The organism is Curtobacterium sp. ODYSSEY 48 V2, from assembly GCF_023712625.1.
In the GTDB taxonomy this organism is placed as follows: Bacteria; Actinomycetota; Actinomycetes; order Actinomycetales; family Microbacteriaceae; genus Curtobacterium.
Genome location: NZ_JAMAXX010000004.1, coordinates 222697 through 247938 on the forward strand (window position 1 = coordinate 222697; position 25242 = coordinate 247938).

Sequence of the window (25242 nt, forward strand, 5' to 3'; positions counted from 1 at the left end):
CTCGCGCGGAGCCGGCGCTGGGCGGCGGCCGGTGTTCGGCTTCCGGCTGGCTCGCAGGCGCCGCCCGGTCGCAAGCTGTTAGCGTTCACAGGTGATCACCGTGCGCCGGACCCTCGCCGCGGCGTTCGTCGTCCTCGGAGCGGTGGCGCTCACCGCGTGCACCGCCGGGCAACCGGAGCCGGAGGACTCGCTCGACTCCGCAGCACGGTCCGAGGTCTCCGCGACGGGCAGCGCGCCGATCGTCTTCGCGTTCGTGTGCAGCGGCGCCGCGGACGGCAGCAGCGACACGACGGGTGTCGACGCCGACGGCACTGGGGAGACGTACACGACGTACGCCGCCGTGTGGGAGGCCGAGCGCACCGACTGCCGGGCCGAGCGCATCACCGGCACCGAGATGTCGGCGCAGCAGCGGGCCGCGGTCCGGGCGGCCGACGGTACCGCCACGCTCGAGGAGCTCGCGGCGACCTGCGCGGAGCGCGGAGCGTCGCCGTGGCGTGACGGCGTCTCGACGCCGGACCAGGCCGAGCTGGCGGCCGGACTCGTCGCGTACTGCCCCGGTCACCCCGACCGGGACCGCCTGCAGGAGTCGCTGACGGCCTACCGGGGCTGAGCCGGGCCTCCCGGCCGACCGCCGGTGCCGCCCTGGGACGTGCGCCGGAGCCGACCGCGCGGTCAGCCTTCGGGGTGGTCGCGACCGGGGAGCCAGGACTTGCCCGGGCCGCCCCAGCTGCTCTTGCGGATCGCCTTCGCGACCTGCTTGCCGTACGGGTGCACGAGCCGGTCGGCGTACAGGTAGCCGTCCAGGTGGTCGTACTCGTGCTGGAAGACGCGGGCGAGCCACCCGTGGGCCTCGACCTCGAAGGGCTCCCCGTGCTCGTCGACCGCACGGAGCAGGGCGCCCTCGGCCCGACGCAGCGGGAAGCGCTCACCCGGGATCGAGAGGCAGCCCTCGGACTCCTCGTCCTCGTCGAGCTCCTCGACCGTCTCCGGCACGGGCGGAGTGGTCCAGAGCACCGGGTTGATCGCGACCCCGCGGTGCAGGACCTCGTCGTCGTCGGTCCACGAGTACACGAACAGGCGCTTGCCGACCCCGACCTGCGGACCCGCGAGACCGACCCCGGGGGCGAGGTCCATCGTCTCGTACATGTCCTGCACCAGTGCGCGGAGGTCGTCGTCGAACGCGGTGACCTCGGCAGCGCGCTCGTGGAGGACGGGTTCGCCGGTGATGCGGATGGGGAGGACGGGCATTCACCCAGGTTATCCGGCGAGGACCGGTAGCCTCGTCGCGTGACGACGGACCTCCCGATCCCGGACGCGGTCAACCTGACCCCGTTCCAGGCCCTGATGATCCCCGTCGCGCTCGTCGGTGCGGTCTTCCTGTCGCTCGGAGCGCAGTTCCAGAGCCGCGGGGTGCAGCGCGTCGAGGCCCGGCTCGGTCGGCAGTCGAAGGGGCTGTCGGTGCGGCACGTCCTCGGGCTGCTCGGCAGCGGCTGGTGGGTGCTGGGCACGCTCATGCTCGGTCTGGCCGTCGTGCTCCAGCTCATCAGCATCACGAACGCCCCGCTCATCGTCGTGCAGCCGCTCGGCGCCGTCGCGCTCGTCATCACCACGTGGTTCTCGTCACGGTCCTCCGGGGTGCCGCTCGGACAGCAGGCGCGACGGGCGGTCTGGACCTGCATCATCGGTGTCGGGATCTTCGTCGGCATCGCCGCCGTCGTCGGCCGCGAGAGCGCGATCACCCACGAGCAGCTCGTGACGATCCTGGTGGTGCTGGCGATCGTCCTGGTGGCCGTGTTCCTGTCGTTCCGCTTCGCGGCGAAGCGGGCGAGCGCCATGTACTACATCGTCGTGGCCGGGGTGCTCTACGGCTTCGTCGCGACGCTGGCCAAGGTCGTGCTGAACCGGTTCCTGCACGGCACGTTCGACTGGCTGACCGCGATCGCCGTCGTCGGGGTGATCGTCGCCGCGGTGCTCGGCGGGTACTTCGTGCAGAACGCGTACTCGAGCGGGTCCGCCGACCTGGTGATCGCCGGCCTCACCGTCATCGACCCGATCGTCGCCGTGGGCATCGGCGTGATCGTGCTCGGCGAGGCTGCCGGGGCGCCGTGGATCGCGGTGGTCGGCTTCCTGGTCGCTGCGGTGATCGCCATCACGGGCGTGTTCCTGCTCGCGAAGCACCACCCCGAGACGCGGCGCTGACCGCGGTCGGCTCGCGGCGTGGGCGGTCGTGTCCGCGGTTGCTGACAGCGTCGGTCGTCGTTGTCAGCCGTCGGCGTCGTCCGCGCGGCTGACGCGGTTGCTGACGGCGTCGGTGGTCGCTGTCGGCCATCGGCGTCGTCCGCGCGGCTGACGCGGGCGCTCGGGCCCGTGCGGTACCGTCGAGGCCCGACCAGCAACCGCCCACGAGAGGACGATGCCAGCCGTGTCAGAGGACGCCACCACCGCCACCGCCGAGTCGACGGGTGCGACGGGCGGGTCCCGACCGCTGCGCGTCATGATCGCGGCCGACACCTTCCCGCCGGACGTCAACGGCGCCGCGACCTTCGCCGAGCAGCTCGCCGTCGGGCTCGCGGAGCGCGGCCACGAGGTCCACGTCGTGGCCCCGGCGTCGAGCGCCCACCACGGCACGTTCGACGAGGAGCACCGCGGCGTCGTCCTCACCGTCCACCGGCTGAAGTCGTACAAGTGGCCGTGGCACGCGTGGCTCCGCTTCGTGTGGCCGTGGAGCGTCCGCAAGTGGACGGGTCCGATCCTCGACGCCGTCCAGCCGGACGTGCTGCACATCCAGTCGCACATCGTCATCGGGCGCGGCATCGTGCAGGAGGCCCACGAGCGCGGCATCCGCATCGTCGGCACCAACCACTTCATGCCCGAGAACCTGCTCGAGTACGTCCCGTTCGGCCGTCGCACGCTGCCGATCGCGCTGAAGATCGCGTGGAACGACGCCGCCAAGACCTACCGGCTCGCCGACGCCATCACGACGCCGACGGTGCTGGCCGCGGACTACCTCCGCGAGGCCATCGCCGGGCAGCAGGTCCTCGCGATCTCCTGCGGCATCGACGCGTCGCGCTACAGCGCCCGCAGTGGTCGCCCCGCGGGGAACGACATCGTGTTCGTCGGCCGGGTCGCGCCGGAGAAGAACCTCGACGTGCTCGTCCGAGCGCTCCCACTGCTGCCGAGTGAGCTGCACGCGACGCTCACCATCGTCGGTGGCGGCGAGATGATCCCGAAGTTGAAGACGCTCGTGCAGGAACTCGGACTCGAGGACCGGGTGCGCTTCGCCGGCTTCGTGTCGGACGAGGCGAAGCGCCAGGCGCTGACGAACGGCACCGTCTTCGCGATGCCGTCCACCGCCGAGCTGCAGAGCATCTCGTCCCTCGAGGCTATGGCGTCCGGGCTGCCGGTGGTCGCCGCGGACTCGATGGCACTGCCGCACCTCATCGACGGCAACGGGTACCTCTTCACGCCGGGCGACGTGCAGGACCTCGCTGCGAAGCTCGCACAGGTGCTGCAGGCGTCCGACGACGACTACCAGGCGATGCGGGAGCGCAGCCTGGCCATGATCGAGGCACACGACATCAACCGCACGCTCGCGACGTTCGAGTCGCTGTATCGTGGGGAGTCGGTGGCCTGACGGTCCCCGACGAGGGGCGGTAGCCAAGCTGGTCAAGGCACTCGGCTCATAACCGAACGATCGCGGGTTCAAGTCCCGCCCGCCCTACGTGCACCTGCCGCGACGACGTGAGACCCCCGACGACCACGCGCCGACCCCGAACGTGACGTTCGAGGCGACCCGGGTCGGCACCGGCGTGCGCGTGAACGCGTTCCGCATCGGCTTCATGGGAGCCCTGGGCGTGCTCATCGCCCTGCTGGCCGGCGTGATCGTCCAGCAGCTCAGCACGGTCCTGGTCTACATCGGCGTCGCGCTCTTCCTGTCGCTCGGCATCGACCCGCTGGTGTCCTTCCTCGAACGGTTCATCCCGCGCTGGTCGGCGATCACGATCGTCGTCGTGGGTGTCCTGTCCGCCTTCGCCGGCGTCGTGTTCGCGGTCGTCCCGATCCTCATCCAGCAGGCGACGAACCTCGTCCAGAACTTCCCGGAGATCGTCCAGGACATCTCGCAGCAGGAGTGGGTCCAGGACCTGTCACAGCAGTTCGCCGGCGCCGTCGACGTCAACCACGCGCTGGAGTCGCTGCAGTCCTTCGTGGAGGACCCGGGCAACCTCCTCAGCCTCGGTGGCGGGATCCTGGCGGTCGGCAGCGGTATCCTGTCCGGCCTGACCGGCGCGATCATCGTCATCATCCTGATGCTGTACTTCCTGGCGTCGATGCGGGGCCTGAAGTCGATGGCCTACCGCTTCGTGCCGGCGACACGTCGGCAGAACTTCGTCGACGTCAGCGAGCAGATCACCCAGGCCGTCGGCCGCTACGTCGTCGGACAGATCAGCCAGGCGCTGATCAACGGCATCCTCAGCCTCGTGTTCCTGCTCATCATCGGTGCACCGCTGCCCGTGCTGCTGGCGACCTTCGCGTTCCTGGGCTCGCTCATCCCGCTCGTCGGCACCCTCGCCGCGGCGGTCGTCATCTCCCTGCTCTGCCTGTTCGCCTCGCCGGCCACGGCGCTCGCGGCCGCGATCTACTACCTCGTCTACATGCAGGTCGAGGCGTACCTCATCTCCCCGCGCATCATGTCGCGCGCGGTGCAGGTGCCGGGCGCCCTGGTGGTCATCGCCGCGGTCGCCGGTGGCACGATCGGCGGGGTCCTCGGGGCGCTCGTCGCCGTGCCGGTCGCCGCGTCGGTGATCATCATCGTGCAGAAGGTCATCTACCCCCGCCAGGAGCAGTCGTGAGCACCGTCGACCCGGACCTGGCCGAGCACGTCGCGGCCCGCGATGCCTGGGCCCGCAGCGCGCGCGGCCCGCTCGCCCTGGTGAACGCGCAGCACGTCGACCGCCCGCAGCCCGTGTGGCCGGTCGCCGGGCAGTGGGCACCGGTCCCTGGTGGTCTCACCGTCACCGCCGCGGCGGCGGACGGCGTCGTGGTCGACGGCGTCCCGGTGGACGGCACGGTGCTGGTCGCGGGTGACACCGCCGTCGTGCCGTCGACCGTCGCCTTCGCCGACGGGCTCGCCGGCACGGTGCACGGCTCCACGCTGCGCGTCTGGGACCCGGCCTCCGACGCGGTCTCCCGCTTCGCACGCATCGCCCGGTTCGCCCCGCGGCCGGGCGGGTGGGTCACGGCCGGCAGGTACGAACCCTGGTCCGGTCAGGAGGCACCCGGTCACCTCACCGACGCCGCCGGCGACCCCCTGCCCGTCACCGGGACGATCGAGACCACGGTGGACGACGTTCCCGTGCGGCTCACCGCGGTGCGGTCCGCGCCGTTCCAGGGCCGGCCGCGGTTGCAGCTCATCGTGCAGGACACCACCAGCGCCCTGCCCGAGGGCGACCCGGGCAGCTCGTACTCGATGGGACGCTTCCTGTACCTGCCCGAGCCCGACGGCGCGGCCGAGGTCGCGCTCGACTGGGACCGGCTCGTCCTGCCGCCCTGCGCGTTCTCGTACCAGTACGCCTGCCCGGTGCCCCCGGAGGAGAACCGCCTCCCGGTCGCACTCACCGCGGGGGAGCGGCACCCCGTCGACGAGCAGGGCGCCGTCCTGCACTGAGGCCCGCCCGGTCCGCCCGCGCGGTCTGCTCGCCGGGTGTGGCGTTCCCAGCGCGGACGCTGCATAATGGGCGTGTCCGCAGGGACATCACAATCTGATACCGATGGTTCCGCTACCGGGACTCCGCACCACAGGTCGATGGGGAAGTCGCACCTGACGAAGCGGAGGAATCGTGAACGGAACGACGACAGGGGTGCTGTACGTGCACTCCTCACCACGCGCGCTCTGCCCGCACGTCGAATGGGCGGCCGGTCGCGCGATGAGCCGCGCCGTGAACTTCTCGTGGCTCGACCAGCCCGCACTCGACGGCTCCCGCCGGACGGAGTTCACGTGGACGGGCCCGGTCGGCACCGGTGCGGCGATCGCCTCTGCCCTGCGCGGGTGGGAGCACCTGCGCTACGAGGTCACCGAGGAACCGACCGCACAGTCCGACGGCGGGCGGTGGATGCACACGCCCGACCTCGGCGTCTTCTTCGCGCAGACCGACGTGTCCGGCAACATGGTCGTCCCCGAGGACCGTGTGCGCTACGCCATGGAGGTCGCCGGCAGCAACGCCCTCGAACTCCACCGCGAACTCCGTCTCGCCCTCGGGCAGGCCTGGGACGACGAGCTCGAGCCCTTCCGGCACGCCGCCGAGGGCAACCCCGTCGTCTGGCTGCACCGCGTCGGCTGACCCCTCTCGCGCCCTCCGCACCACTCGGACGCCGCCCGCTCCCTCCGGAGTCGGCGGCGTCCGTCGTCCCCGCGTGCGGCACGCCTGTCGTCGAGGAGCTGTGCCCTGGCCTCGTTCAGGTCGCACGACGTGCCGCCTGCGGACGTCCCGGTCGCAGGACACGCCGTCGTCGCGGAACATGAGCGGCAGGTCGTGGGACCGGAACGGCCCGGGCACCGGCGGCCGATGGACGGGCGGCGCCCCGTGACGGACGGAGGCCCGCCCTGCGGACGCAGGACGGGCCTCCAGGTCGACGACGGGTCGGCGACGACGGATCAGGCCGTGCGGAACGCCACCACGGCGTTGTGTCCGCCGAACCCGAACGAGTTGCTCACCGCGAGCAGGTCACCTGCGGGCAGCTCGCGCGGCGCGGTCGCGACGTCCATCACGATCTCCGGGTCCTGCTCGGTCAGGTTGATCGTCGGCGGCGCGACGCGCTGGTGCAGCGCCATGACCGTGAACGCGGCCTCGATCGCACCCGCACCGCCGAGCAGGTGCCCCGTCGACGCCTTGGTGGCCGAGACGACCACGTTGTCGAGGTGGTCGCCGAAGACGCGGCGCATCGCGTGGTACTCGGCCACGTCGCCGACCGGGGTCGAGGTGGCGTGGGCGTTGACGTGGACGACGTCCTCGCGGGCGGCGTCGGCGTGCTCGAGCGCCGTGATGACCGCGCGGGCGGCGGCGCTGCCCTCGGGGTCCGGCGCGGTGATGTGGAAGGCGTCCGAGGTGATCCCGGCACCGGCGACCTCGGCGTAGATCGTCGCGCCGCGGGCCTCCGCGTGCTCCTTCGACTCGAGGATGAGCGCTGCGGCGCCGTCGCCGAGCACGAAGCCGTCGCGCGTGACGTCGTACGGACGCGAGGCCGTCTCGGGGGAGTCGTTCCGTCGCGAGAGTGCCTGCATCGCGGCGAACGCGGCGAGGGGCAGCGGGTGCAGTGCGGCCTCGGCGCCACCGGTGATGACGATGTCGGCGTCGCCGTCGGCGATGTGGCGGTAGGCCTCGGCCAGCGACTCGGTGGACGAGGCGCAGGCGGAGAGGTACGTGCGGGCACCGCCGCGCGCGCCGAACTCCATCTCGATGGCGGCGGCGGGGCCGTTCGCCATGAGCATCGGGACCGTCATCGGCATGACGCGACGCGGACCCTTCTCGCGCAGGGTGTCCCAGGCGTCGAGGAGCGTGTTGACGCCGCCGATGCCGGTCGCCCAGTCGACGACGAGGCGCTCGGGGACGACGGTCTCGGGGTCGATGCCGGCGTCGGCCCAGGCCTCACGAGCGGCGACGAGCGACAGCTGCGACGAGGGGTCGAGGCGCTTGGTCTCCGGGCGCGTGAGCTGGTCCGTGAGGAAGCGGCGTGCCTGGCCGGCGAACTCGACGGGGATCTCGAGCGACGAGTAGCGCTCGTCCTCGATGCGGGTGATGCCGGACCCGCCGGCGAGCAGCGCGTCCCAGGTCTCCGGGGCGGTCGCGGCGAGGGGTGTGATCGCACCGATCCCGGTGACGACGACGGTCTTCTTGGTCATGGAACGACGTGTCTTTCGTGTGGACTGGTCGAGCGCCGGTGGACGCCCGTCCGTGTGGTCGAGCGCCGGTGGGCGCCCGTCCGGTGTGGTCGAGCGCCGGTGGGAGCTCCACCGCTGGTGGACGAGGTGAGCGCCGCGGCCCGCGGGATGTGCGCGGTCCGCGGCGCTCAGGAAGCTCGCGTCAGGCCTGGGCCTTCGTGATGTAGTCGACGGCGTCGCCCACGGTCTTGAGGTTCTTGACCTCTTCGTCCGGGATCTTCACGTCGAACTTCTCCTCGGCGTTCACGACGATGGTCATCATCGAGATCGAGTCGATGTCGAGGTCGTCGGTGAACGACTTGTCGGCGGCGACGGTGTCGGTCGCGATGCCGGTCTCGTCGTTGATCAGCTCGGCCAGGCCGGCGAGGACTTCTTCGTTGGACAGGGCCATGGGTGTTCTCCTTGAGGGGGGTGTCGTTTGACCGTGGACCAGCCTAGGGCACGAGTGGTACGGGTGCCCGGAGCCGAGCCGGGATGGGGGACTAGGGGAGGACGACGACCTGCGCGCCGAACACGAGACCGGCACCGAAGCCGATCTGCAGCGCGAGACCGCCGGAGAGCTCGGGGTGCTCCTCGAGCAGGCGGTGCGTGGCGAGCGGGATGCTCGCGGCGGAGGTGTTGCCGGTGGTGGTGATGTCGCGGGCGATCGTCACCGTCTCGGGCAGGCCGAGCTGCTTGGCGAACTCGTCGATGATGCGGATGTTCGCCTGGTGCGGCACGAACGCGGCGAGGTCCTCCGGACGGACGCCAGCGGTCTCGAGCGCCTGCCGCGCGACCTTGACCATCTCCCAGACGGCCCAGCGGAACACCGTCTGACCGGCCTGGCGCATCGTGGGACGCGGGGCTCCGGCGGCCCACTCGTTGTACGTCGCCGTCATGCCGATGGCGTCCCACTTCGAGCCGTCCGAGCCCCAGATCGTCGGGGCGATGCCGGGGAAGTCGCTCGGGCCGACGATCGCGGCACCCGCACCGTCACCGAGCAGGAACGAGATCGAGCGGTCGGTCGGGTCGACGACGTCGCTGAGCTTCTCGGCCCCGACGACCAGCACGTGGTCGGCGAGCCCGGACTTGATGAACGAGTCGGCCTGGGCGATGCCGTACGCGTAGCCGGCGCAGGCCGCGCTGACGTCGTAGGCCGCCGCGGGCGTCGCGCCGATGCGCTCCGCGAGCAACGACGCCATCGACGGCGTCGCCACGGTGTGGGTGACGGTGCTGACGAGCACGACGCCGACCTGCTCGGGCGTGATGCCGGCCTTCTCGATGGCCTCGCGCGCCGCGGCCTCGGCCAGGTCGACCGCCTCGACGTCGGCGCCGGCACGCTTGCGCGTCACGATGCCGGTGCGCTGGCGGATCCACTCGTCGGAGGAGTCGATCGGACCGACGAGGTCCTCGTTCGGCACGACGTGCTCACCGCGGGCGGCACCGAACGCCATGATGCGGGTGTACTCGTGGCCGCGACGCTGCTGCAGCACCGGACGGGAGGCGCGGGGCGCGTCGGTCCCGTCGGCTGCGGGGGACGGCGTGGTGGCGTCGGTCATGCGGTTGCGTCTGCTTCCTCGCCTGCGGGCTGCTCGCCCACCGGCTGATCGTCCGGGACGGCTGCTGCGCGCGCGTCCTGCTCGAGGAGCTCGACGGCGGCGGGCAGGTCGTCGGGGGTCTTGACGGCGACGGTGGGCGTGCCGCGCAGGCCACGCTTGGCCAGCCCGACGAGCGCGCCCGCCGGCGCGAGTTCGATGATGCCGGTGACACCGGCGGCGGAGAAGGACGCCATGACGGCGTCCCAGTGCACGGGGTTCGCGATCTGGCGGACCATCAGGTCGACGAACCGTCGGCCGTCGTCCACGCGCGATCCGTCGGCGTTCGTCCAGATCGGCAGCGTCGGGTCCTGCACCGACGCCCCGGCCGCGACCGGTCCGACCCGGTCGACCGCGGGGGCCATGTACCGCGTGTGGAAGGCGCCGGCGACGGCGAGCGGCACGACCCGGGCGCGAGCCGGCGGATCGGCGGCCAGTGCTGCGACGGCGTCGGCGGGACCGGCGACGACGGTCTGGCCGCCGCCGTTGTGGTTGGCCGGCACGAGCCCGTGCTGCTCGAGGGCTGCGGCGACCGCGTCGGCGTCGCCGCCGAGCACGGCGGCCATCGACGTCGGCTCCAGCGCTGCGGCGTCCGCCATCGCCCGGCCGCGCTCGGCGACCAGCGCGACGGCGTCGGTCGGCTCGAGGATCCCGGCGACACCGGCGGCGGTGAACTCGCCGACCGAGTGTCCGGCGACGCCGCCGACCAGGGCACGACGGCCGTCGGCGAGCAGAGCGTCGGCGGTGACGAGCCCGGCAGCCACGATGAGCGGCTGCGCGAGGGCGGTGTCCTTGATGGTGTCCGCGTCGGAGTTCGTGCCGTGCTCGACGAGGTCGACGCCGATCGCCTCGGACCACGCTCCGACGCGGTCACGGACGGCGGAGTCCTCGAGCCAGGGGGCGAGGAAGCCGGGGGTCTGGGAGCCCTGTCCGGGCGCGACGACGACGATCACCGGTCAATCCTCGTCGCCGCGCCGCCGTCGGCCCGTGTGGACATCCGACAGCGATCCGGCGGGGACGTTGTGCGATCCCTACCGTCGGGTCAGCGACGCGGCGGCAGGCGCCGTCGACCGGCGTTCGACTCGGACATCGCGCCGAGGATGAGCGCCGACTGCACGATCAGGGCGTCACGCGCGTGGGTGGCGTCCCACCCGATGACGTCGGCGACGCGGCGGAGCCGGTAGCGCACGGTGTTCGGGTGCACGAACAGCTCGCGCGCCGTCGCCTCGAGCGACCGGCCGGTGTCGAGGTAGCACCAGAGCGTCTGCAGGAGCTCGGTCGACTGGTCCTTGAGGGGGACGTAGATGCGCTGCACCAGTGCCGACCGAGCGAGCGGGTCACCCGCCAGGGCCCGCTCCGGCAGCAGGTCGTCGGCGAGTGCCGGACGGGGAGCACCGCGCCACGCCCGTGCGACGGCGAACCCGGCGAGGGCGCCCTTCGCGCTGGTCGAGGCGTCGACGACCCCGGGGACCTCGTTGCCGAGCACCAGGTGCCCCTCGCCGAACGACGGTTCGAGGGCCTGGGCGATGGCGGTGAAGGACACCGGCTCCTCGCCCTCGGGGACGTCGTCACGCGGGGTGGCCCGCCCGATGACGACCACGAGCCGAGAGCCCTGCACGCCGATGAGCACGTCGGCGTCCATGTGGCGCGCGGTGCGGCGGATCTGGTCGACCTCGAGCTGCTTCGGTGCGTTCCCGACGAGCACCGCGACCTCGCCGTGGCCGTGCCAGCCGAGCGCTGCGATGCGGGAGGGCAGCTCGTCGTCGTACTCGCCCGACAGGATCGAGTCGACGACCAGTGCCTCGAGCCGGGCGTCCCACAGGCCGCGGGCCTCGGCGGCGCGGGCGTAGACGTCGGCCGCTGCGAAGGCGATGTCCCGCGAGTACTTCAGGATCGCTTCCTGGAGCATCTCGTCGTCCTTCGCGCGCTCCTCGACCACGGTCACCACGACGCGGATGAGCTGCAGCGTCTGCTGCAGGCTCACCGAACGCAGGAGCTCGCGCGGGGCGGACCCGAAGACGTCGGCGGCGGCGATCCAGGGGGTCGACGCGGTGCCCTCGAGCCAGGAGATGAACGAGGTGATCCCCGCCTGGGCGACGAGGCCCACAGCGGACCGCCGCCCCGGGGGCATCTCGCTGTACCAGGGCAGGGTGTCCTCGAGCCGCTTGATCGTGGCGGTCGAGAGTTCGCCCGACACCTGCCGGAGCCAGGAGAGCGCGCGTTCGCGGTCCCTCTCCTGGCCCACGGCAGCGTCGGTGCGGGGTGTGCTCACCAGCGGATCAGGCCTCTCCGCCCGCGCTGCCGGTCGTGCCGGCGTTGACGTCGTGCAGGCGGTACTTGTCGATCGCCTGCTGGACGACGGCGTGGTCGACCTTGCCCTGCTTCGCGAGCTGCTGCAGCGTGCGCACCACGACGGACGGACCGTCGATGTGGAAGAAGCGGCGTGCCGCCGGACGGGTGTCCGAGAAGCCGAAGCCGTCGGCACCGAGCGTCGCGAAGTCGGTCGGGACGAACGGACGGATCTGCTCCTGCACGGCGTGCATGAAGTCGCTCACCGCCACGACCGGCCCCTCGGTGCCGAGCAGGCGCTCGGTCACGTACGGGGTGCGCGGCTGCTCGTTCGGGTTGAGGAACGCCTGCTGCTCGGCGTCGAGACCGTCACGGGTGAGCTCGCCCCAGCTCGTGACGCTCCAGACGTCGGCGGACACGCCCCAGTCCTCGGCGAGGAGCTGCTGCGCCTCGAGGATCCACGGCACCGCGACGCCGGACGCGAGCAGCTGGGCCTTCGGGCCGTCGTGTTCGCTCGGCTTGAGCAGGTACATGCCCTTGACGATGCCCTCGACGTCGACGCCCTCGGGCTCGGCGGGCTGCACGAGCGGCTCGTTGTAGACCGTCAGGTAGTACATGACGTTCGGGTCGTCGTGGGACGGCGAACCGTCCTCGTTCGTCCCGTACATGCGCTCGAGGCCGGACCGGACGATGTGCCCGATCTCGTAGCCGTAGGCCGGGTCGTAGGACACGACCGCCGGGTTCGTCGCCGCGAGGAGCGGCGAGTGACCGTCGGCGTGCTGCAGGCCCTCGCCGGTCAGCGTGGTGCGCCCTGCGGTGGCACCGATCATGAAGCCGCGGACCATCTGGTCACCGGCGGCCCAGATCGCGTCGCCGGTGCGCTGGAACCCGAACTGCGAGTAGAAGACGTAGACCGGGATGAGCGGTTCGCCCTGCGTCGAGTACGAGGACCCGACGGCGGTGAAGGCCGCGAGGGCGCCCGCCTCGTTGATGCCGACGTGGATGATCTGGCCCTGCGGGCTCTCCTTGTAGGCCAGGAGCAGCTCGCGGTCGACCGACGTGTAGTGCTGGCCGTTCGGGTTGTAGATCTTCGCGGTCGGGAAGTAGGCGTCCATGCCGAACGTGCGCGCCTCGTCCGGGATGATCGGCACCACGCGGTTGCCGAAGTCCGGGGAGCGGAGCAGGTCCTTCAGCAGGCGGGCGAACGCCATCGTCGTGGCGACCTCCTGCTTGCCGGAGCCCTTCTTCACGACCTGGTACTTCGACTCCTCCGGCAGCGTGAACTGCGTGTACTTCGTCCGACGCTCCGGCACGTACCCGCCGAGCTTGCGGCGACGCTCGTGCATGTACTGGATCGCCTCGTCGTCGTGACCGGGGTGGTAGTACGGCGGGGTGTAGGGGTCCTCGTCGAGCTGTGCGTCGGAGATCGGGATGCGCATCTCGTCGCGGAACTGCTTGAGGTTGTCGAGCGTGAGCTTCTTCATCTGGTGGGTCGCGTTGCGCCCCTCGAAGCTCGGGCCGAGGCCGTAGCCCTTGACCGTCTTCGCCAGGATGACCGTCGGCTGGCCCTTGTGCTCGGTCGCGGCCTTGAACGCGGCGTAGACCTTGCGGTAGTCGTGCCCGCCGCGCTTGAGGTTCCAGATCTGGTCGTCCGTGTAGCCCTCGACGAGCTCGAGCGCCTTCGGGTCGCGCCCGAAGAAGTTCTCGCGGACGTAGGCGCCGTTCTCGGCCTTGTAGGTCTGGTAGTCGCCGTCCGGCGTCGCGTTCATCAGGTTGAGGAGCGCGCCCTCGGTGTCGCGGGCGAGCAGGTCGTCCCACTCGCGGCCCCAGACGACCTTGATGACGTTCCAGCCCGCGCCGCGGAAGAACGCCTCGAGCTCCTGGATGATCTTGCCGTTGCCGCGGACGGGTCCGTCGAGGCGCTGGAGGTTGCAGTTGATGACGAAGTTCAGGTTGTCGAGCCCGTCGTTCGCCGCGACCTGCAGCTGCCCGCGCGACTCGACCTCGTCCATCTCGCCGTCGCCGAGGAACGCCCAGACCTGCTGGTCGGAGGCGTCCTTGATGCCGCGGTTGGACAGGTACTTGGCCTGCTGGGCCTGGTAGATCGCGTTGATCGGGCCGATGCCCATCGACACGGTCGGGAACTGCCAGAAGTGCGGCATGAGGCGCGGGTGCGGGTAGGACGACAGTCCGCCGCCCGCGTGCGACTTCTCCTGGCGGAAGCCGTCGAGCTGGTCCTCGCTGAGGCGGCCCTCCATGTAGGCGCGGGCGTACATGCCGGGGGAGGCGTGGCCCTGGAAGAAGACCTGGTCACCGCCGGACGGGTGGTCCTGCGCGCGGAAGAAGTGGTTGTAGCCGACCTCGTACATCGCGGCGCTCGACGCGTACGTCGAGATGTGCCCACCGACCGCGACGCCGGGGCGCTGGGCGCGGTGCACCGTGATCGCGGCGTTCCACCGGATCCACCGGCGGTAGCGGCGCTCGAGTTCCTCGTCACCGGGGAACTCCGGCTCGTCCTCGGGCGCGATCGTGTTGACGTAGTCGGTCGTCGGGACCATCGGCACGCCGAGGTGCAGCTCGTTCGAGCGCTTCAGCAGGCTCTGCATGATCTCGCGGGCCCGCTGGTGGCCGTGCGTCGCGACGAGTCCGTCGAGCGACTCACGCCACTCTGCGGTCTCCTCCGGGTCCTGGTCGGTCCCTGCGGTGCTGCGCGGGTCCTGGTCGTTCACCGTCACCCTTGACCTCGTTCGTTCTCGTGGTGGTGGACATGGGGGCCACCGATGGTCGGGTCACGACCGGTCGGAGCCCACACCACCTTAGGCCCCACGACCGACGCCTTCGCTGATGGTGTCGTGCAGGTGGTACTTGCGTCCTGGTGCGGTCGGCGTACGATTGCCGATCGTGCACGGACGACCCGCACGTGCGCACGCGACACGGGCACACCCCACGCCCGAGGAAGAAGCAGCGCACCGATGGCCCTGGAGATCGGCTCCCTCGCGCCGGACTTCGAGCTCCCGAACCAGTTCGGCGAGCACGTCCGCCTCAGCGACTTCCGTGGCGTCCGCCCGGTCGCCCTCGTCTTCTTCCCGCTGGCGTTCTCGTCCGGCTGCACGAACGAGCTCTGCACCCTGCAGGACAACATCGCGATGTTCGAGGACCAGCGGGTCGAGCTGATCGGCATCTCCGTCGACTCGAAGGCCACGCTCCGCTCGTTCGCCGAGACGCACGGCTACGACTTCGAGCTGCTCGCCGACTTCTGGCCGCACGGCGCGGTGTCGAAGGAGTACGGCGTGTTCCTCGACAAGAAGGGCTTCGCGACCCGCGCGACGTTCGTCATCGACGTGCACGGTCGCATCAAGGCGTCGATCATCACCGAGCCCGGGCTGCAGCGCGACGTCGCCGAGTACCGCGAGGCGCTCGACCGTCTCGCCGCGTGCACCGCGCCGGTCCCGGTCGCCTGACCGTCCCCGCGAGCCCCTACGCACCCTGGCCGGTGACCGACGCGGCCGCCGCGTGGTCGCTCCGGAGCACCACGGTGCCCACCAGCAGCGGGCCCGTGGTGGTGCACCACCGTCCCGGTGCCGACCCGGTGCTGCTGCTCCACGGCGTGGCGGGGTCGTGGACGACCTGGACGCCGTTGCTGGCCGCCGCCGGTGGTGTCGGCGCGCGGGGTCTCGTGCTCGTCGACCTGCCCGGGTGGGGGTCCTCGGCGGCGCCCGCGGGGCCGTTCACCGTGGACGACGGCGTCCGCGTGCTGCTGGAGGTCCTCGACGCCCTCGCCGTGGGGTCGGTCGACGTCGTCGGGCACTCGATGGGCGCGTTCGTCGCGCTCCACCTCGCCGTGGTCGCTCCCGAGCGCGTCGGGTCGCTCGGGCTCGTGTCGGGCACGACGACCGCGACCGTGCGGGCCTCCGGCCGACCCTGGCGTGCGCTCGCGTCCCTCCCCGCGTTCACGCTGCTGCGGGCCGGGCTCCTCGTGACGGGTCGTCGGGCGAGGGCGATCCTCCGTGGCACCGCCCGCGTCGGACTCCTGCCGCTCGTCGCCGCACCCGTGTTCGCGCACGTCCGTCGACTGGACCCGAGTGTCCTCGACGCCTTCGTCGACGAGTTCCGGCCCGAGCGCTTCACGGCTGCCGCCCGGGACGCCGCCGGCTACGACGTCGACCGCTGGCGCTCGGTCGGCTGCCCGGTGACTGCGGTGCTCGGCCGCGGGGACGTCTTCGCCCGGGTGTCCGACCTCGACGACCTGCGCGGCCTGGTGCCGGGAGCCCGGACGGCCGTGCTCGACGACTGCGGGCACTTCGCACACGTCGAGCACCCCGGTGCCGTGGCGGCGTTCCTCGGACTCACCTCCGCACCGGCCTGACGGGTCGGGCCGTTCCGCAGCGGTCGTCCGACGGCGCCGCGCCCCCAGCGCGGCCGTGCGAGCGCGGCCCTGCTCAGCCCGCCACTGCCCCGGCGGGGAACGTCTCCGCGATGCGGGACCGCACCTCGGTCACCACCGCGCGTCGCATCGCCGGCGAGAACAGCGCGTGGTCGCCGTCCGGGACCTCCACGACCGAGACCTTCGCACCCCAGCGGCGGACGGCGCGACGGCCGCCGTACCGCTCGAAGCGTTCGATGTCCTCCGGCGCCGCGACCACGACGACGTCAGTGCCGTGCTCGACGATCGGGCCGAGGTGGCCGACGACGCCGCCGAGCGCCCCGCGGCGGGCGATCGCGTCGCGGACCCGCGCCGGGACGAGGCGGTTGTAGGGAGCGCGGAGCGCGCGACGGAGCCGGGACGCGTCGGCCACCGCCTGCGCGGACCCGGCGTACGAGCCCGGAGCCGCGGGCGTGCGGCGGTAGTCGTTCGGACTGATCTCCACCACGAGCCGCGGGTGCTCGTCGACCGCGCGGCCGGCGAGCCACGCACCGGCGCACATGCCGACGATGGCGAGCCGCTCGGAGGGGACCCGCAACGCCGCGACCACCTCGTGCTGGTCGTCGACCCACTCCTGCGCGAACAGGAAGGCGTCCTCGTCGGCGCGCACGTCCGAGCTCTCCCCGGTACCCCGCCGGTCGACGCGCACGACGCGGGCGCCGTCACGGGCCAGCGTCCGCGCGAGGGCGACCTGGTAGTCGACGGCGCCGGTCCGGTGCTCGGCGCCGCCGTTGTGGAGCAGCACCACCGGGGCGTCCTCGTCCTGGGCGGAGGACACGGTCTCGACGGCGAAGAGCCCGTCCGGGCCGATGCGGAGCACCCGCTCGGACACGCGGTCGTCGACGTCCAGCACCTCGTCGAGCGCGGGCGGGGTCGTCGGAGCAGCGGTGGCGGGTGCCCAGGCGTCCAGCCGACCGACCACGGCGTCGACGGCGTCCGCCGGGATCCGGGCGTCGATGCTCGTGCCGTCGAGGAGCTCGGCGGTGCCGTCCACCTCGAGGACCTCGACCGGGCCGAGTCCGCGCGGCGGGACGGCACCAGGGCGGACGACGGCGACCGTCGTCGCGGAGCGTGGCGCGTACGCCAGGGCGCCGACGACGGCGGTCTCGGCGGGTCCGAGGTCGATGCCCACGAGCGACTCGACCCCGTCCACGATCCGGTCGGGGCCGATCGTGATCGTCGCGAGCGCCCGCTGCCGTCGCAGCCAGGCACGTCCGGACGCCGGGGCGTCCCAGACGACCAGGGCGTCGTCGTCACCGACGGCGGCGGCCGCGACCAGGGCTGCCGAGGCGAGACCCACGAACGCGATGCGCTCGACCCCCGACCGGCGCAGCACCGCCGCGGCGGCGCGAGCGGACCGGACCTGCGCGTCGGGGTCGCCGTCGTCCGCGGAGTCCCCACGTCCGGACGGGTCGTAGCGCACCGAGGCCACGCCACGGGCCTCCAGGCCGTCCGCCAGCAGCCGCAGCGTGCGGTAGGCGATGACGCCCTCCTGCCCGAGCGGCGGGCAGAGGACCACGCCGGCGCGTGCGGTCGGCGGGAGCTGCACGGCGAGGCGCAGCGCAGGCGACCCCGACCAGCCGTGGTGGGTGGTCACAGCGCCAGGGCCGCGCGGACGTCGGTCGTCCAGCGGTCCGGGTCGGTGCCGTGCGCGGCGAACAGGGCGATCGTGATGCGCTCGAGGCCGAACGCGGTGCAGGCGCTGTGGGCCACCTCGCCGTCGGCGGTGCGGAGACCGAACGACGTGCCGAAGTGGTCCTCGTGCAGGTTCGCCGACGAGATCGCCGTCGCCTCGTGCTCGGGCCCGTACACGGGGGTGACGAACTCGTACTTCAGCGACTGCTCGACCTGGTTCCGGGCGAGCATCTGGCCGACCCGACCGAAGAACGGGTCGTTCGCCGGGACGACGTCGATCGCCAGGCCGAAGGACTCGAGCAGGGCGCGCATGCCCGGGATGCGGCCGTCGCGGTGCGCCTTCGCCGACTCGGGGGTGCCGACGTGCACGAACTCGTGCATGTGGAAGGCCTGCAGTCGCATCGGGTCGAGCGAGGGCTCGCGGCGGAACGAGTCGCCGACGATGTCGAACGTCCGACCACCGGCCGGCACCGTGTCGCCGATCAGCCCGTACAGCGGGTGGCAGACGGCCGGGGTCAGCATGAGGTCGGCGGGCTCGAGGAACGACTCCCAGCGCTCGCCGCGACCCCGGGCGGCCAGCAGTGCGCGGTGCGTCCGGTCGTCGCCGGTGAAGCCGGAGATCGACGCGGCGAGGTCCGGGAACGACGCGATGTAGTCCGTCCGCTCGAACGCGGCGAGCGGCTCGACCGGCGGGAAGCGCAGGACCTCGGCGTCGAGGTCGGCCTGGCTCCGCATGACGGCGGCGTCGACCGCGCCGTACACGCGCTCGAAGACGCCGGTGCGGCCGTAGAGCCCGGGGGAGCCGAGGTCGACGAGGACCCGGTCGGTGAGCAGACGTCCGCGCAGGTCGGCGCGCGCGGCGTCGAGGTCGGACGTGGTGGTGTGGTCGGTGATGGTCACAGGAGTGCTCCGCTCATGAGTGCCAGTGCGGCGTCGTTCTGCAGGAGCCGGTCGTTGCTCACCATGACGGCGGCTCCGTGGGCGTCCCGGAGGTGTCGGGCGATGCTCAGCGGCCCGGTCGCGGCGAACCCGGCGATGCCGACGATGCGCATCGCGGTCGTCACGATGTCGACGACCCGCTCCGATGCGGCGATCTTCAGGGCGTTGGCGGCGAGTGCGTACGCGGGGGAGCCGAGCACCGTCGCGTCGTCGGCGGACCGGTCGAAGCGCTCCGCGGCGTGGCGGACCGCGTCCGCGAGGGTCTGCAGCTCCACCAGGAGCTCGGCGAGCCGGAGGGCTCCCGGCGGGGTCGTCCCGACCGCGGCCCGCGCCTGCTTCCGCACGGCCTGCCGGGCGCGTTCGGCGGCGCCGGCGGCGATGCCGGTCCAGACCGACGCCCACAGCACGTGCGAGACCGGCAGGACCGTCTGCGCCGAGATCGTCGCGTAGTCGTCGCGGAGCACCCGGTCCTCGTGGGTGTCGGCGTCGAGCACCCAGCCGTTGCTGCAGGTGCCGCGGAGACCGAGGGTGTCCCAGGTCGAGGTCTGCGTGAGGGTCGTGTCCTCGGGCAGGCAGACGACGAGACGCTGGTCCGAGGGCGCGGCGTCGGGGTCGCGACGGGCGGTGACGAACACCGCGTCGGCCTCGGTCGCGTAGGAGATGACGGGCGCCTCCTTGTGCAGGTGGATGCGACCAGCGGTGGAGACCTCGATGGCGCAGGTGCTCCGGCGCGCGTCGCCACCGATGCCCTTCTCGGTCGTCGAGGACGCCACGAGCGCTCCGGCCAGGACGGCCTCGGTCATCGCGGTGACACCGAGGCCGACGCCGCCGTGCCGCCAGAGCGCCATCGCCTGTCCGTGGTGCATCGCGAAGACCATCCCGGTCGCGGCGCACGCCCGCCCGAGGGCCGTGGCGATCGTCGAGAGCTCGGCGAGGGTGGCTCCCTCGCCGCCGAGTGCGGTCGGGACGGCGGCCGCCAGGAGGCCGTGCTCCTTCATCGCCGCGATCGCCTCGCGGGGCGGACGGGCGTCGCGGTCGACCTCGTCGGCGTGCCGGGCGGCGACCTCGGCGACGAGTGCGGCGCGGAGGGCGAAGCGGTCGACGGGCGTGGTCGCTCCGGTCGTGTCCGGGCCGACGGGGACCGACGGGTCGTCCAGGACGGGGGTGCTCACGCTGCTGCCTCCGCGGCGGCCGCGATCGACTCGATCGTGGCGAAGGTCGAGCGGTGCAGCACGGCGTCGGGGAACTCCACGTCGAGCTCGTTCTCCACCGCGAGCATCACGTTCACGGTGGCGTGCGAGGTCAGGCCGAGCGCGTACAGGTCGGCGATCGAGGCGATGTCGGACGCGTCGACGGTGAGGTGTCCGTGGTCGGCGAGGGCCCGTCGGACGGCCTGCTCGGCGCCGGGCGCGGCGAGGGCGACGGGGGCGGGTGCGGAGGTCGGGTCCTGGTGCATGCGAGCAACGATAGGGAGCATGCGGGCCCGGAAAACCGCCGTGCACGTGCGTGATCCCGCACGTGCGCCGCAAGGAACGCGGGACCGGGTCGGTCAGCGTCGGGACAGCGCCACGGCGGTCGCCAGCGCCAGCCCCCGTTCGTGTGACAACGACACCGCGACCGGTCCGCAGCCGACCGCCGCGGCGAGCTCGGCGGCGCGGCCGGAGAGCTCGACGACCGGGGCGCCGGCGGCGTCCAGCACCACCGCGACGTCCGTCGGGGGGACCGCGTCGCCCGGCGCGGGTCGCAGCAGCTTCAGCACGGCCTCCTTGCCGGCGAAGCGGGCGGCCAGACGCTCGGGGTCGTCACCGCAGTCGGCGCGCTCGCGGTCGGTGAACACCCGCGACAGGTAGCGCTCGCCGTGTGTGGCGATGCCCGCGACGACGTCCTCGACCGCCGCGAGGTCGGTACCGGTCCGGATCGTCGTCACGGGTGCAGCGTACGGCTCGCAGCCACGCGGTGGCACCACGGCGTCGCCGCGTGGCCGCGAGCCGCCCCCGACCCCGGTGACGACCCCCGTCAGCGGTACTGCGGCGGCCAGTCGAACGGCGCCGGCAGGTGCGGCACCTCGCCGATCGTGGTGACGACGAGCACGACCTCGCGACGGTTCGTCAACGCGATCGACCGCGGGTTGCCGAGGTACCGGTGTCCGTCGACCCAGGTCGTCAGCTCCCCGTGCAGCCCGCCGACGTGCCCCGCGCCGAGCGAGACGTCCCACTCGTCGAAGAACTGCCCGAGTGTGAACGTCTGCCGGGTCGGCGACTCGACGTGCAGGATGCCGGAGGTGTCGTGGGTGTGGAGCTCGGCGGCGAACCGCTCCCGCGACGAGTGCCCGACGTCGCCCGGGACCGTCACCGGTGTCGAGCCGTCCAGGATCGTCAGGTGCGTGTGCACGTGCTCGGCGAGCGGTTCGCCCCAGACGTTCCGCAGGCCCGCCGCTTCGGCGCGCGTCTGCAGGTCGGTCGGTGCCGGCCAGGGAGGCGCGGTGCGGGTCGTCCCCGCCGCCGGCGCCGTGCAGAGGGCGAGCAGGAGGACGGCCAGCGCCGCGACGAGCGTGACGACGACGCTCCGGGGCGCCGTCCGCGCACCGCCCGTCCGCGGGGCCCGGCCGGTTCGCGTGCCGGGCCGGCGGCTCACCACCGGTCGTGCACGGTGGCGCGGAACCACCGGTCGTAGAGCTCGTGCACCGTGCTGTCGAGGGCGCCGAGGTCGAGTGCGCCGCCGTCGACCAGGTCCGGTGCTCCGGCGTTCGAGCGGGCCTGCTCGGGGTTCCTGGCGCCCGGGATGGCGGCGGTGACTCCGTCCTGCGCGACGATCCACGCGAGCGCCGCCTGCGGGACCGAGATGCCCTCGGGCAGCGCCGCCGCGAACGCCCGGGCGGCCTGCACGCCGTCCGCGAAGTCGACGCCGCTGAACGTCTCGCCCTGGTCGAAGGCCTCGCCGTGACGGTTGTAGTTGCGGTGGTCGCCCTCGCTGAACGTGGTCTCGGTCGTGTACTTCCCGGAGAGCAGTCCCGATGCCAACGGCACGCGCGCGAGGATCCCGACCCCTGCCTCTCGTGCGGCCGGCAGCACGCGGTCCAGCGGCTTGAGCCGGAACGCGTTGAGGATGACCTGCACGCTCGCGACGTGCGGGCGGGCGATCGCGGTGAGCGCCTGGTCCGCGGTCTCGACGGAGACGCCGTACGCGGCGACCGACCCGTCGGCGACGAGGGCGTCGAGGGCGTCGTACACGGCGTCGTCCTCGAAGACCGCGGTCGGCGGGCAGTGCAGCTGCACGAGGTCGAGGGTGTCCTGCCGGAGGTTGCGCCGGGAGCGGTCGACCCACTCGCGGAAGTTGGCCGCGACGTAGTTCGCGGGGACCTGGTCGGCGCGTCGACCCATCTTGGTCGTCACGGTGAGCGGCACGTCGGGGTTGGCCTGTCGCCATGCCCCGATGAGCTGCTCGCTGCGACCGTCGCCGTACACGTCGGCGGTGTCGAAGAGGGTGACGCCGGACTCGACCGAGGCGTCCATCACGGCGGCGGCGTCCTGCTCGCTGACGGGACCCCAGTCACCGCCGAACTGCCAGGTGCCGAGGCCGACGACGGACACGGAGCGGCCGGTGCGGCCGAGGGTGCGACTCTGCATGCGGACGAGCGTAGTCACGGCAGCCGCGGACGTCCCGTGACGATCCCCGGGGCGCAGGGCCGGCTCAGGACTCGGTCGGTCGGGACTCCGTCGGGTACGGCTCGGTCCCGACCCCGCGACGGAGCAGTGCCCGTGCTGCGCGGGCGCGGGGGACGACCCAGAGCGCGGACCACGCGCCGATCCCGACCCAGAGCGCGACGAGCAACCCCGTCAGGAGCGGGCCGTGCTGGTCCGCCATCGAGAGCGTCATCGCGGTCCAGAGCACGCAGAGGACGATCTTGCCCCAACCGGCGCCCTCGCGGTCGGCCTGCGCCTGCAGCGCCGGGACCCACTCGTCGGCCGTGACCCCCGGCGGCACACGCTGTTCCGCGACCCATCGCTGCACGGCCGCCGATCGCTCGTAGCCGCCGGCGGCTCGCCAGGCCCGCAGCTGCGTCCGGACGCCGATGGTCGCACCGGCGATCCCCGCGGGCACACCGACCCCGACGAGCAGCGCCGTCGTGGTCGTCAGCCAGGACGACGCGACGAGCACCGCGAGCACCACGCCGAAGGCCGCGCCGGCCACGGCGCTGCCGAGGAGCCGCAGCCGCCCGGACTCGTCCACCACACCGACACCGTCCACGAGGACGACGCTACCCGCGACGGACGACCGTCCGCTGCGAGCGCGCGGGGTGCCCGGTGGGGCATGATCGACCGGTGTCCTCCCTGAACCCGACCGCCGTGTACCGCGCCGCCCGTGACGAACTGCTCGCGGTCCTCGACGAGCACGACACCGAGCGTGCCGAGGCCGCCCGACGTGCGTTCCGCTGGCCCGACCTCGGCCGGACCTTCAACTGGGCGACCGACTGGTTCGACGTGGTCGCCCGTGGGAACGACCGCGTGGCGCTGTGGATCGTCGACGAGGACGGCGGCTCGCGCACGACGTACGCCGAGATGGCCGCCCGCTCCGACCGGCTCGCGGTCCGCCTGGACCGGCTCGGGGTCCGGAAGGGCGACCACGTGCTCCTGATGCTCGGCAACCAGCTCGAGCTGTGGGAGACGATGCTGGCGGTGATGAAGCTCGGCGCGGTCATCCTGCCGACCTCGACCATGCTCGACACCGCCGACCTGCAGGACCGCATCGACCGCGGCGGCGTCGCGCACGTCGTCACGAACCACGGGGAGACGCCGAAGTTCGACGGGGTGACGGGTGCTCCGTCGCGCATCGTGGTCGGGGGAGCGGTCGACGGCTGGACGTCCTACCCGGATGACCTCGGTACCCCGGCGCCGGCGGACGAGGTGCGGCCCGTGGTCACCACGAGCACCGACGACCCCTGCCTGGTGTACTTCACGTCGGGCACCACCTCGCGGCCGAAGATGGTCGTGCACACGCAGGCGTCGTACCCGGTCGGCCACCTCAGCACGATGCACTGGCTCGGACTCCGGCCCGGCGACGTGCACCTGGCCATCAGTTCACCCGGGTGGGGCAAGCACGCCTGGAGCTGCTTCTTCGCGCCGTGGATCGCCGAGGCGACCGTCTTCGTGTACGACACGCCGCGCTTCGACCCGGCAGGGCTCCTCGCGCAGCTCGACGAGGCCGGCGTCGACACGTTCTGCGCGCCGCCGACGGCCTGGCGGATGCTCCTGCAGTCCGACCTCGGACCGAGGCCGCGCGCGCTGCGCGAGGTGGTGTCCGCGGGCGAGCCGCTCAACCCCGAGGTGATCGCCCGTGTCCAGGCGGCCTGGGGCCTGACGATCCGCGACGGCTACGGCCAGACCGAGACGACGGCGATCATCGGCAACGTGCCCGGTGGGGCGGTGACACCCGGGGCGATGGGTCGTCCGCTGCCCGGGGTGGCCGTGACGCTGCTCGACCCGCTGACCGGGCGCGTCGGGGACGAGGGCGAGGTCTGCCTCGACCTGACCCAGCGGCCGACGAACCTGATGGCCGGGTACCTCGGCGACCCGGAGCGCACCGCCGACGCGATGCGGGACGGCTTCTTCCACACCGGCGACATCGCGGTCCGCGACGCGGACGGGCAGCTGACCTTCATCGGCCGGACCGACGACGTCTTCAAGTCCTCCGACTACAAGGTGTCGCCGTTCGAGGTCGAGAGCGCCCTGCTGCAGCACGACGCCGTGGCCGAGAGCGCCGTCGTCCCCGCACCGGACGACGCACGGCTGAACGTCGTGAAGGCCTACGTCACGCTCGCGGCCGGGTGGGAGCCGACGGCCGAGACCGCTCGTGCGGTGCTCGAGCACGCACGGGTCGCGCTCCCGGCGTACGCCCGGGTCCGCCGGGTCGAGTTCGGGCAGCTGCCGAAGACGATCTCGGGCAAGATCCGACGGGTCGAGCTCCGCGAGCGCGAGGAGTCCGCGGCGTCGGGCGGTGTGTCGGTCGAGGGGGAGTGGCGGGACGACCAGTTCCCGGAGCTCCGTTCGGTGGGACGGGCTCAGGCGACGCGGAAGAAGTCGCCGTAGGTCGGCTCGGGCGGGACGTCGCCGTGCGTGCGGTGGTGCACGAGGGCGTCGATCTCGTCGGGGTGCCGCAGGCCGCGGCGGTGCCACTCGTGGGGGTGGCGCTGGAGTTCGCGGAGGTCGTTCGCGGTGCGCACCGTGCTCACGCCCCGAGGGTGACGACGGTGACGGCAGCGGTGGCGACGGTCACGGCGACGATGCCGAGGCTGGTCGCCAGGGTGGCGAGGACCCGTCCACGGGCTGCCTCCCGGACCTCGGAGAACTGCGAGTGCGTCGCGTCGATGGTGCTCATGGCCGGCCCTTCCCGTGCTGTGGGTCGCCGCCGATCGGCGACTGGGGCCAGCTTGCTCCGATTTCTCTAGT

26 protein-coding genes and 1 tRNA gene are annotated in these 25242 nt (G+C 72.6%); 10 read left to right on the forward strand and 17 right to left on the reverse strand.

What is annotated here, in order from left to right:
- Window positions 1-91: 91 nt before the first annotated feature.
- Complete coding sequence (locus M3666_RS08030; protein WP_251154964.1) at window positions 92-610, forward strand: hypothetical protein; 519 nt, start codon at window positions 92-94, stop codon at window positions 608-610.
- 62 nt (window positions 611-672) lie between these two features.
- On the opposite strand, the gene def is transcribed toward M3666_RS08030, so the two are convergent.
- Entirely contained in the window at window positions 673-1248 is a 576-nt protein-coding gene (gene def / locus M3666_RS08035) for a peptide deformylase (protein ID WP_066653925.1), read from the reverse strand.
- A 39-nt stretch (window positions 1249-1287) separates the two neighbouring features.
- On the opposite strand from def, the gene M3666_RS08040 reads away from it, so the two are divergent.
- The 6 genes from M3666_RS08040 to M3666_RS08065 all read left to right on the forward strand — a co-directional run bounded on the left by M3666_RS08040 (window position 1288) and on the right by M3666_RS08065 (window position 6338).
- Window positions 1288-2199: a DMT family transporter gene (locus M3666_RS08040; RefSeq protein WP_174234721.1), complete on the forward strand. Its 912-nt coding sequence runs from the start codon at window positions 1288-1290 to the stop codon at window positions 2197-2199.
- 214 nt (window positions 2200-2413) lie between these two features.
- Entirely contained in the window at window positions 2414-3634 is a 1221-nt protein-coding gene (locus M3666_RS08045) for a glycosyltransferase (RefSeq protein ID WP_285841192.1), read from the forward strand.
- Between the two features lie 13 nt (window positions 3635-3647).
- A tRNA-Ile gene (locus M3666_RS08050) sits at window positions 3648-3721 on the forward strand.
- Window positions 3722-3728: 7 nt separating this feature from the next.
- The gene (locus M3666_RS08055) at window positions 3729-4850 is read left to right on the forward strand and encodes an AI-2E family transporter (RefSeq protein WP_200884164.1); all 1122 of its coding nucleotides are present in this window, start codon (window positions 3729-3731) and stop codon (window positions 4848-4850) included.
- Window positions 4847-5665 carry a DUF1684 domain-containing protein gene (locus tag M3666_RS17055; RefSeq protein ID WP_066653927.1) on the forward strand — a complete coding sequence of 273 codons (819 nt, stop codon included), beginning with the start codon at window positions 4847-4849 and terminating at the stop codon, window positions 5663-5665. The genes M3666_RS08055 and M3666_RS17055 overlap by 4 nt, the downstream gene beginning before the upstream one ends.
- A 193-nt stretch (window positions 5666-5858) precedes the next feature.
- Window positions 5859-6338: a DUF3145 domain-containing protein gene (locus tag M3666_RS08065; protein WP_251155003.1), complete on the forward strand. Its 480-nt coding sequence runs from the start codon at window positions 5859-5861 to the stop codon at window positions 6336-6338.
- A 314-nt stretch (window positions 6339-6652) separates the two neighbouring features.
- Here the strand turns inward: M3666_RS08065 and M3666_RS08070 are convergent, their stop codons facing one another.
- From M3666_RS08070 to aceE, 6 genes are all read right to left on the reverse strand, one after another.
- Entirely contained in the window at window positions 6653-7897 is a 1245-nt protein-coding gene (locus M3666_RS08070) for a beta-ketoacyl synthase (protein ID WP_066653928.1), read from the reverse strand.
- A 181-nt stretch (window positions 7898-8078) separates the two neighbouring features.
- Complete coding sequence (locus M3666_RS08075; RefSeq protein ID WP_058729431.1) at window positions 8079-8327, reverse strand: acyl carrier protein; 249 nt, start codon at window positions 8325-8327, stop codon at window positions 8079-8081.
- Window positions 8328-8418: 91 nt separating this feature from the next.
- Window positions 8419-9474, reverse strand: a complete 1056-nt coding sequence (locus tag M3666_RS08080; protein ID WP_200884140.1) for a beta-ketoacyl-ACP synthase III — start codon at window positions 9472-9474, stop codon at window positions 8419-8421.
- Window positions 9471-10463 carry an ACP S-malonyltransferase gene (locus M3666_RS08085; RefSeq protein ID WP_251154965.1) on the reverse strand — a complete coding sequence of 331 codons (993 nt, stop codon included), beginning with the start codon at window positions 10461-10463 and terminating at the stop codon, window positions 9471-9473. Before M3666_RS08085 ends, M3666_RS08080 begins: the two co-directional genes overlap by 4 nt.
- A gap of 89 nt (window positions 10464-10552) precedes the next feature.
- A complete protein-coding gene (locus tag M3666_RS08090) occupies window positions 10553-11755 on the reverse strand; it encodes a CdaR family transcriptional regulator (protein WP_200884165.1) in 1203 nt (400 codons plus the stop codon).
- Between the two features lie 34 nt (window positions 11756-11789).
- Complete coding sequence (gene aceE, locus M3666_RS08095; protein ID WP_251154966.1) at window positions 11790-14534, reverse strand: pyruvate dehydrogenase (acetyl-transferring), homodimeric type; 2745 nt, start codon at window positions 14532-14534, stop codon at window positions 11790-11792.
- Between the two features lie 237 nt (window positions 14535-14771).
- On the opposite strand from aceE, the gene M3666_RS08100 reads away from it, so the two are divergent.
- Both M3666_RS08100 and M3666_RS08105 read left to right on the forward strand, forming a co-directional pair.
- Complete coding sequence (locus M3666_RS08100; protein ID WP_066653934.1) at window positions 14772-15260, forward strand: peroxiredoxin; 489 nt, start codon at window positions 14772-14774, stop codon at window positions 15258-15260.
- Between the two features lie 32 nt (window positions 15261-15292).
- Entirely contained in the window at window positions 15293-16165 is an 873-nt protein-coding gene (locus tag M3666_RS08105) for an alpha/beta fold hydrolase (protein WP_251154967.1), read from the forward strand.
- A 73-nt stretch (window positions 16166-16238) separates the two neighbouring features.
- Here the strand turns inward: M3666_RS08105 and M3666_RS17060 are convergent, their stop codons facing one another.
- The 8 genes from M3666_RS17060 to M3666_RS08145 form a co-directional block, all read right to left on the reverse strand.
- Window positions 16239-17819 carry an alpha/beta hydrolase gene (locus M3666_RS17060; protein WP_251154968.1) on the reverse strand — a complete coding sequence of 527 codons (1581 nt, stop codon included), beginning with the start codon at window positions 17817-17819 and terminating at the stop codon, window positions 16239-16241.
- On the reverse strand, window positions 17816-18757 hold the full coding sequence (locus tag M3666_RS08115) for an amino acid--[acyl-carrier-protein] ligase (RefSeq protein WP_251154969.1): 942 nt from the start codon (window positions 18755-18757) through the stop codon (window positions 17816-17818). Before M3666_RS08115 ends, M3666_RS17060 begins: the two co-directional genes overlap by 4 nt.
- A complete protein-coding gene (locus M3666_RS08120) occupies window positions 18754-19968 on the reverse strand; it encodes an acyl-CoA dehydrogenase family protein (protein ID WP_209682968.1) in 1215 nt (404 codons plus the stop codon). The genes M3666_RS08115 and M3666_RS08120 overlap by 4 nt, the downstream gene beginning before the upstream one ends.
- A complete protein-coding gene (locus M3666_RS08125; protein WP_209682965.1) occupies window positions 19965-20252 on the reverse strand; it encodes an acyl carrier protein in 288 nt (95 codons plus the stop codon). The genes M3666_RS08120 and M3666_RS08125 overlap by 4 nt, the downstream gene beginning before the upstream one ends.
- Before the next feature lie 93 nt (window positions 20253-20345).
- On the reverse strand, window positions 20346-20723 hold the full coding sequence (locus tag M3666_RS08130; RefSeq protein ID WP_209682962.1) for a holo-ACP synthase: 378 nt from the start codon (window positions 20721-20723) through the stop codon (window positions 20346-20348).
- Window positions 20724-20812: 89 nt separating this feature from the next.
- On the reverse strand, window positions 20813-21430 hold the full coding sequence (locus M3666_RS08135) for a hypothetical protein (RefSeq protein ID WP_158407744.1): 618 nt from the start codon (window positions 21428-21430) through the stop codon (window positions 20813-20815).
- Window positions 21427-22422 carry an aldo/keto reductase gene (locus tag M3666_RS08140; protein ID WP_209682957.1) on the reverse strand — a complete coding sequence of 332 codons (996 nt, stop codon included), beginning with the start codon at window positions 22420-22422 and terminating at the stop codon, window positions 21427-21429. The genes M3666_RS08135 and M3666_RS08140 overlap by 4 nt, the downstream gene beginning before the upstream one ends.
- A 64-nt stretch (window positions 22423-22486) precedes the next feature.
- Complete coding sequence (locus M3666_RS08145; RefSeq protein WP_251154970.1) at window positions 22487-23044, reverse strand: hypothetical protein; 558 nt, start codon at window positions 23042-23044, stop codon at window positions 22487-22489.
- 83 nt (window positions 23045-23127) lie between these two features.
- Here M3666_RS08145 and M3666_RS08150 point away from each other — a divergent pair, with 83 nt between their 5' ends.
- Complete coding sequence (locus M3666_RS08150) at window positions 23128-24882, forward strand: AMP-binding protein (RefSeq protein ID WP_251155004.1); 1755 nt, start codon at window positions 23128-23130, stop codon at window positions 24880-24882.
- On the opposite strand, the gene M3666_RS08155 is transcribed toward M3666_RS08150, so the two are convergent.
- Together M3666_RS08155 and M3666_RS08160 are read right to left on the reverse strand one after the other, a co-directional pair.
- On the reverse strand, window positions 24855-25025 hold the full coding sequence (locus M3666_RS08155; RefSeq protein ID WP_158407745.1) for a hypothetical protein: 171 nt from the start codon (window positions 25023-25025) through the stop codon (window positions 24855-24857). The genes M3666_RS08150 and M3666_RS08155 overlap by 28 nt on opposite strands.
- Window positions 25022-25171: a hypothetical protein gene (locus M3666_RS08160; RefSeq protein WP_158407746.1), complete on the reverse strand. Its 150-nt coding sequence runs from the start codon at window positions 25169-25171 to the stop codon at window positions 25022-25024. Before M3666_RS08160 ends, M3666_RS08155 begins: the two co-directional genes overlap by 4 nt.
- Between the last annotated feature and the right edge of the window lie 71 nt (window positions 25172-25242).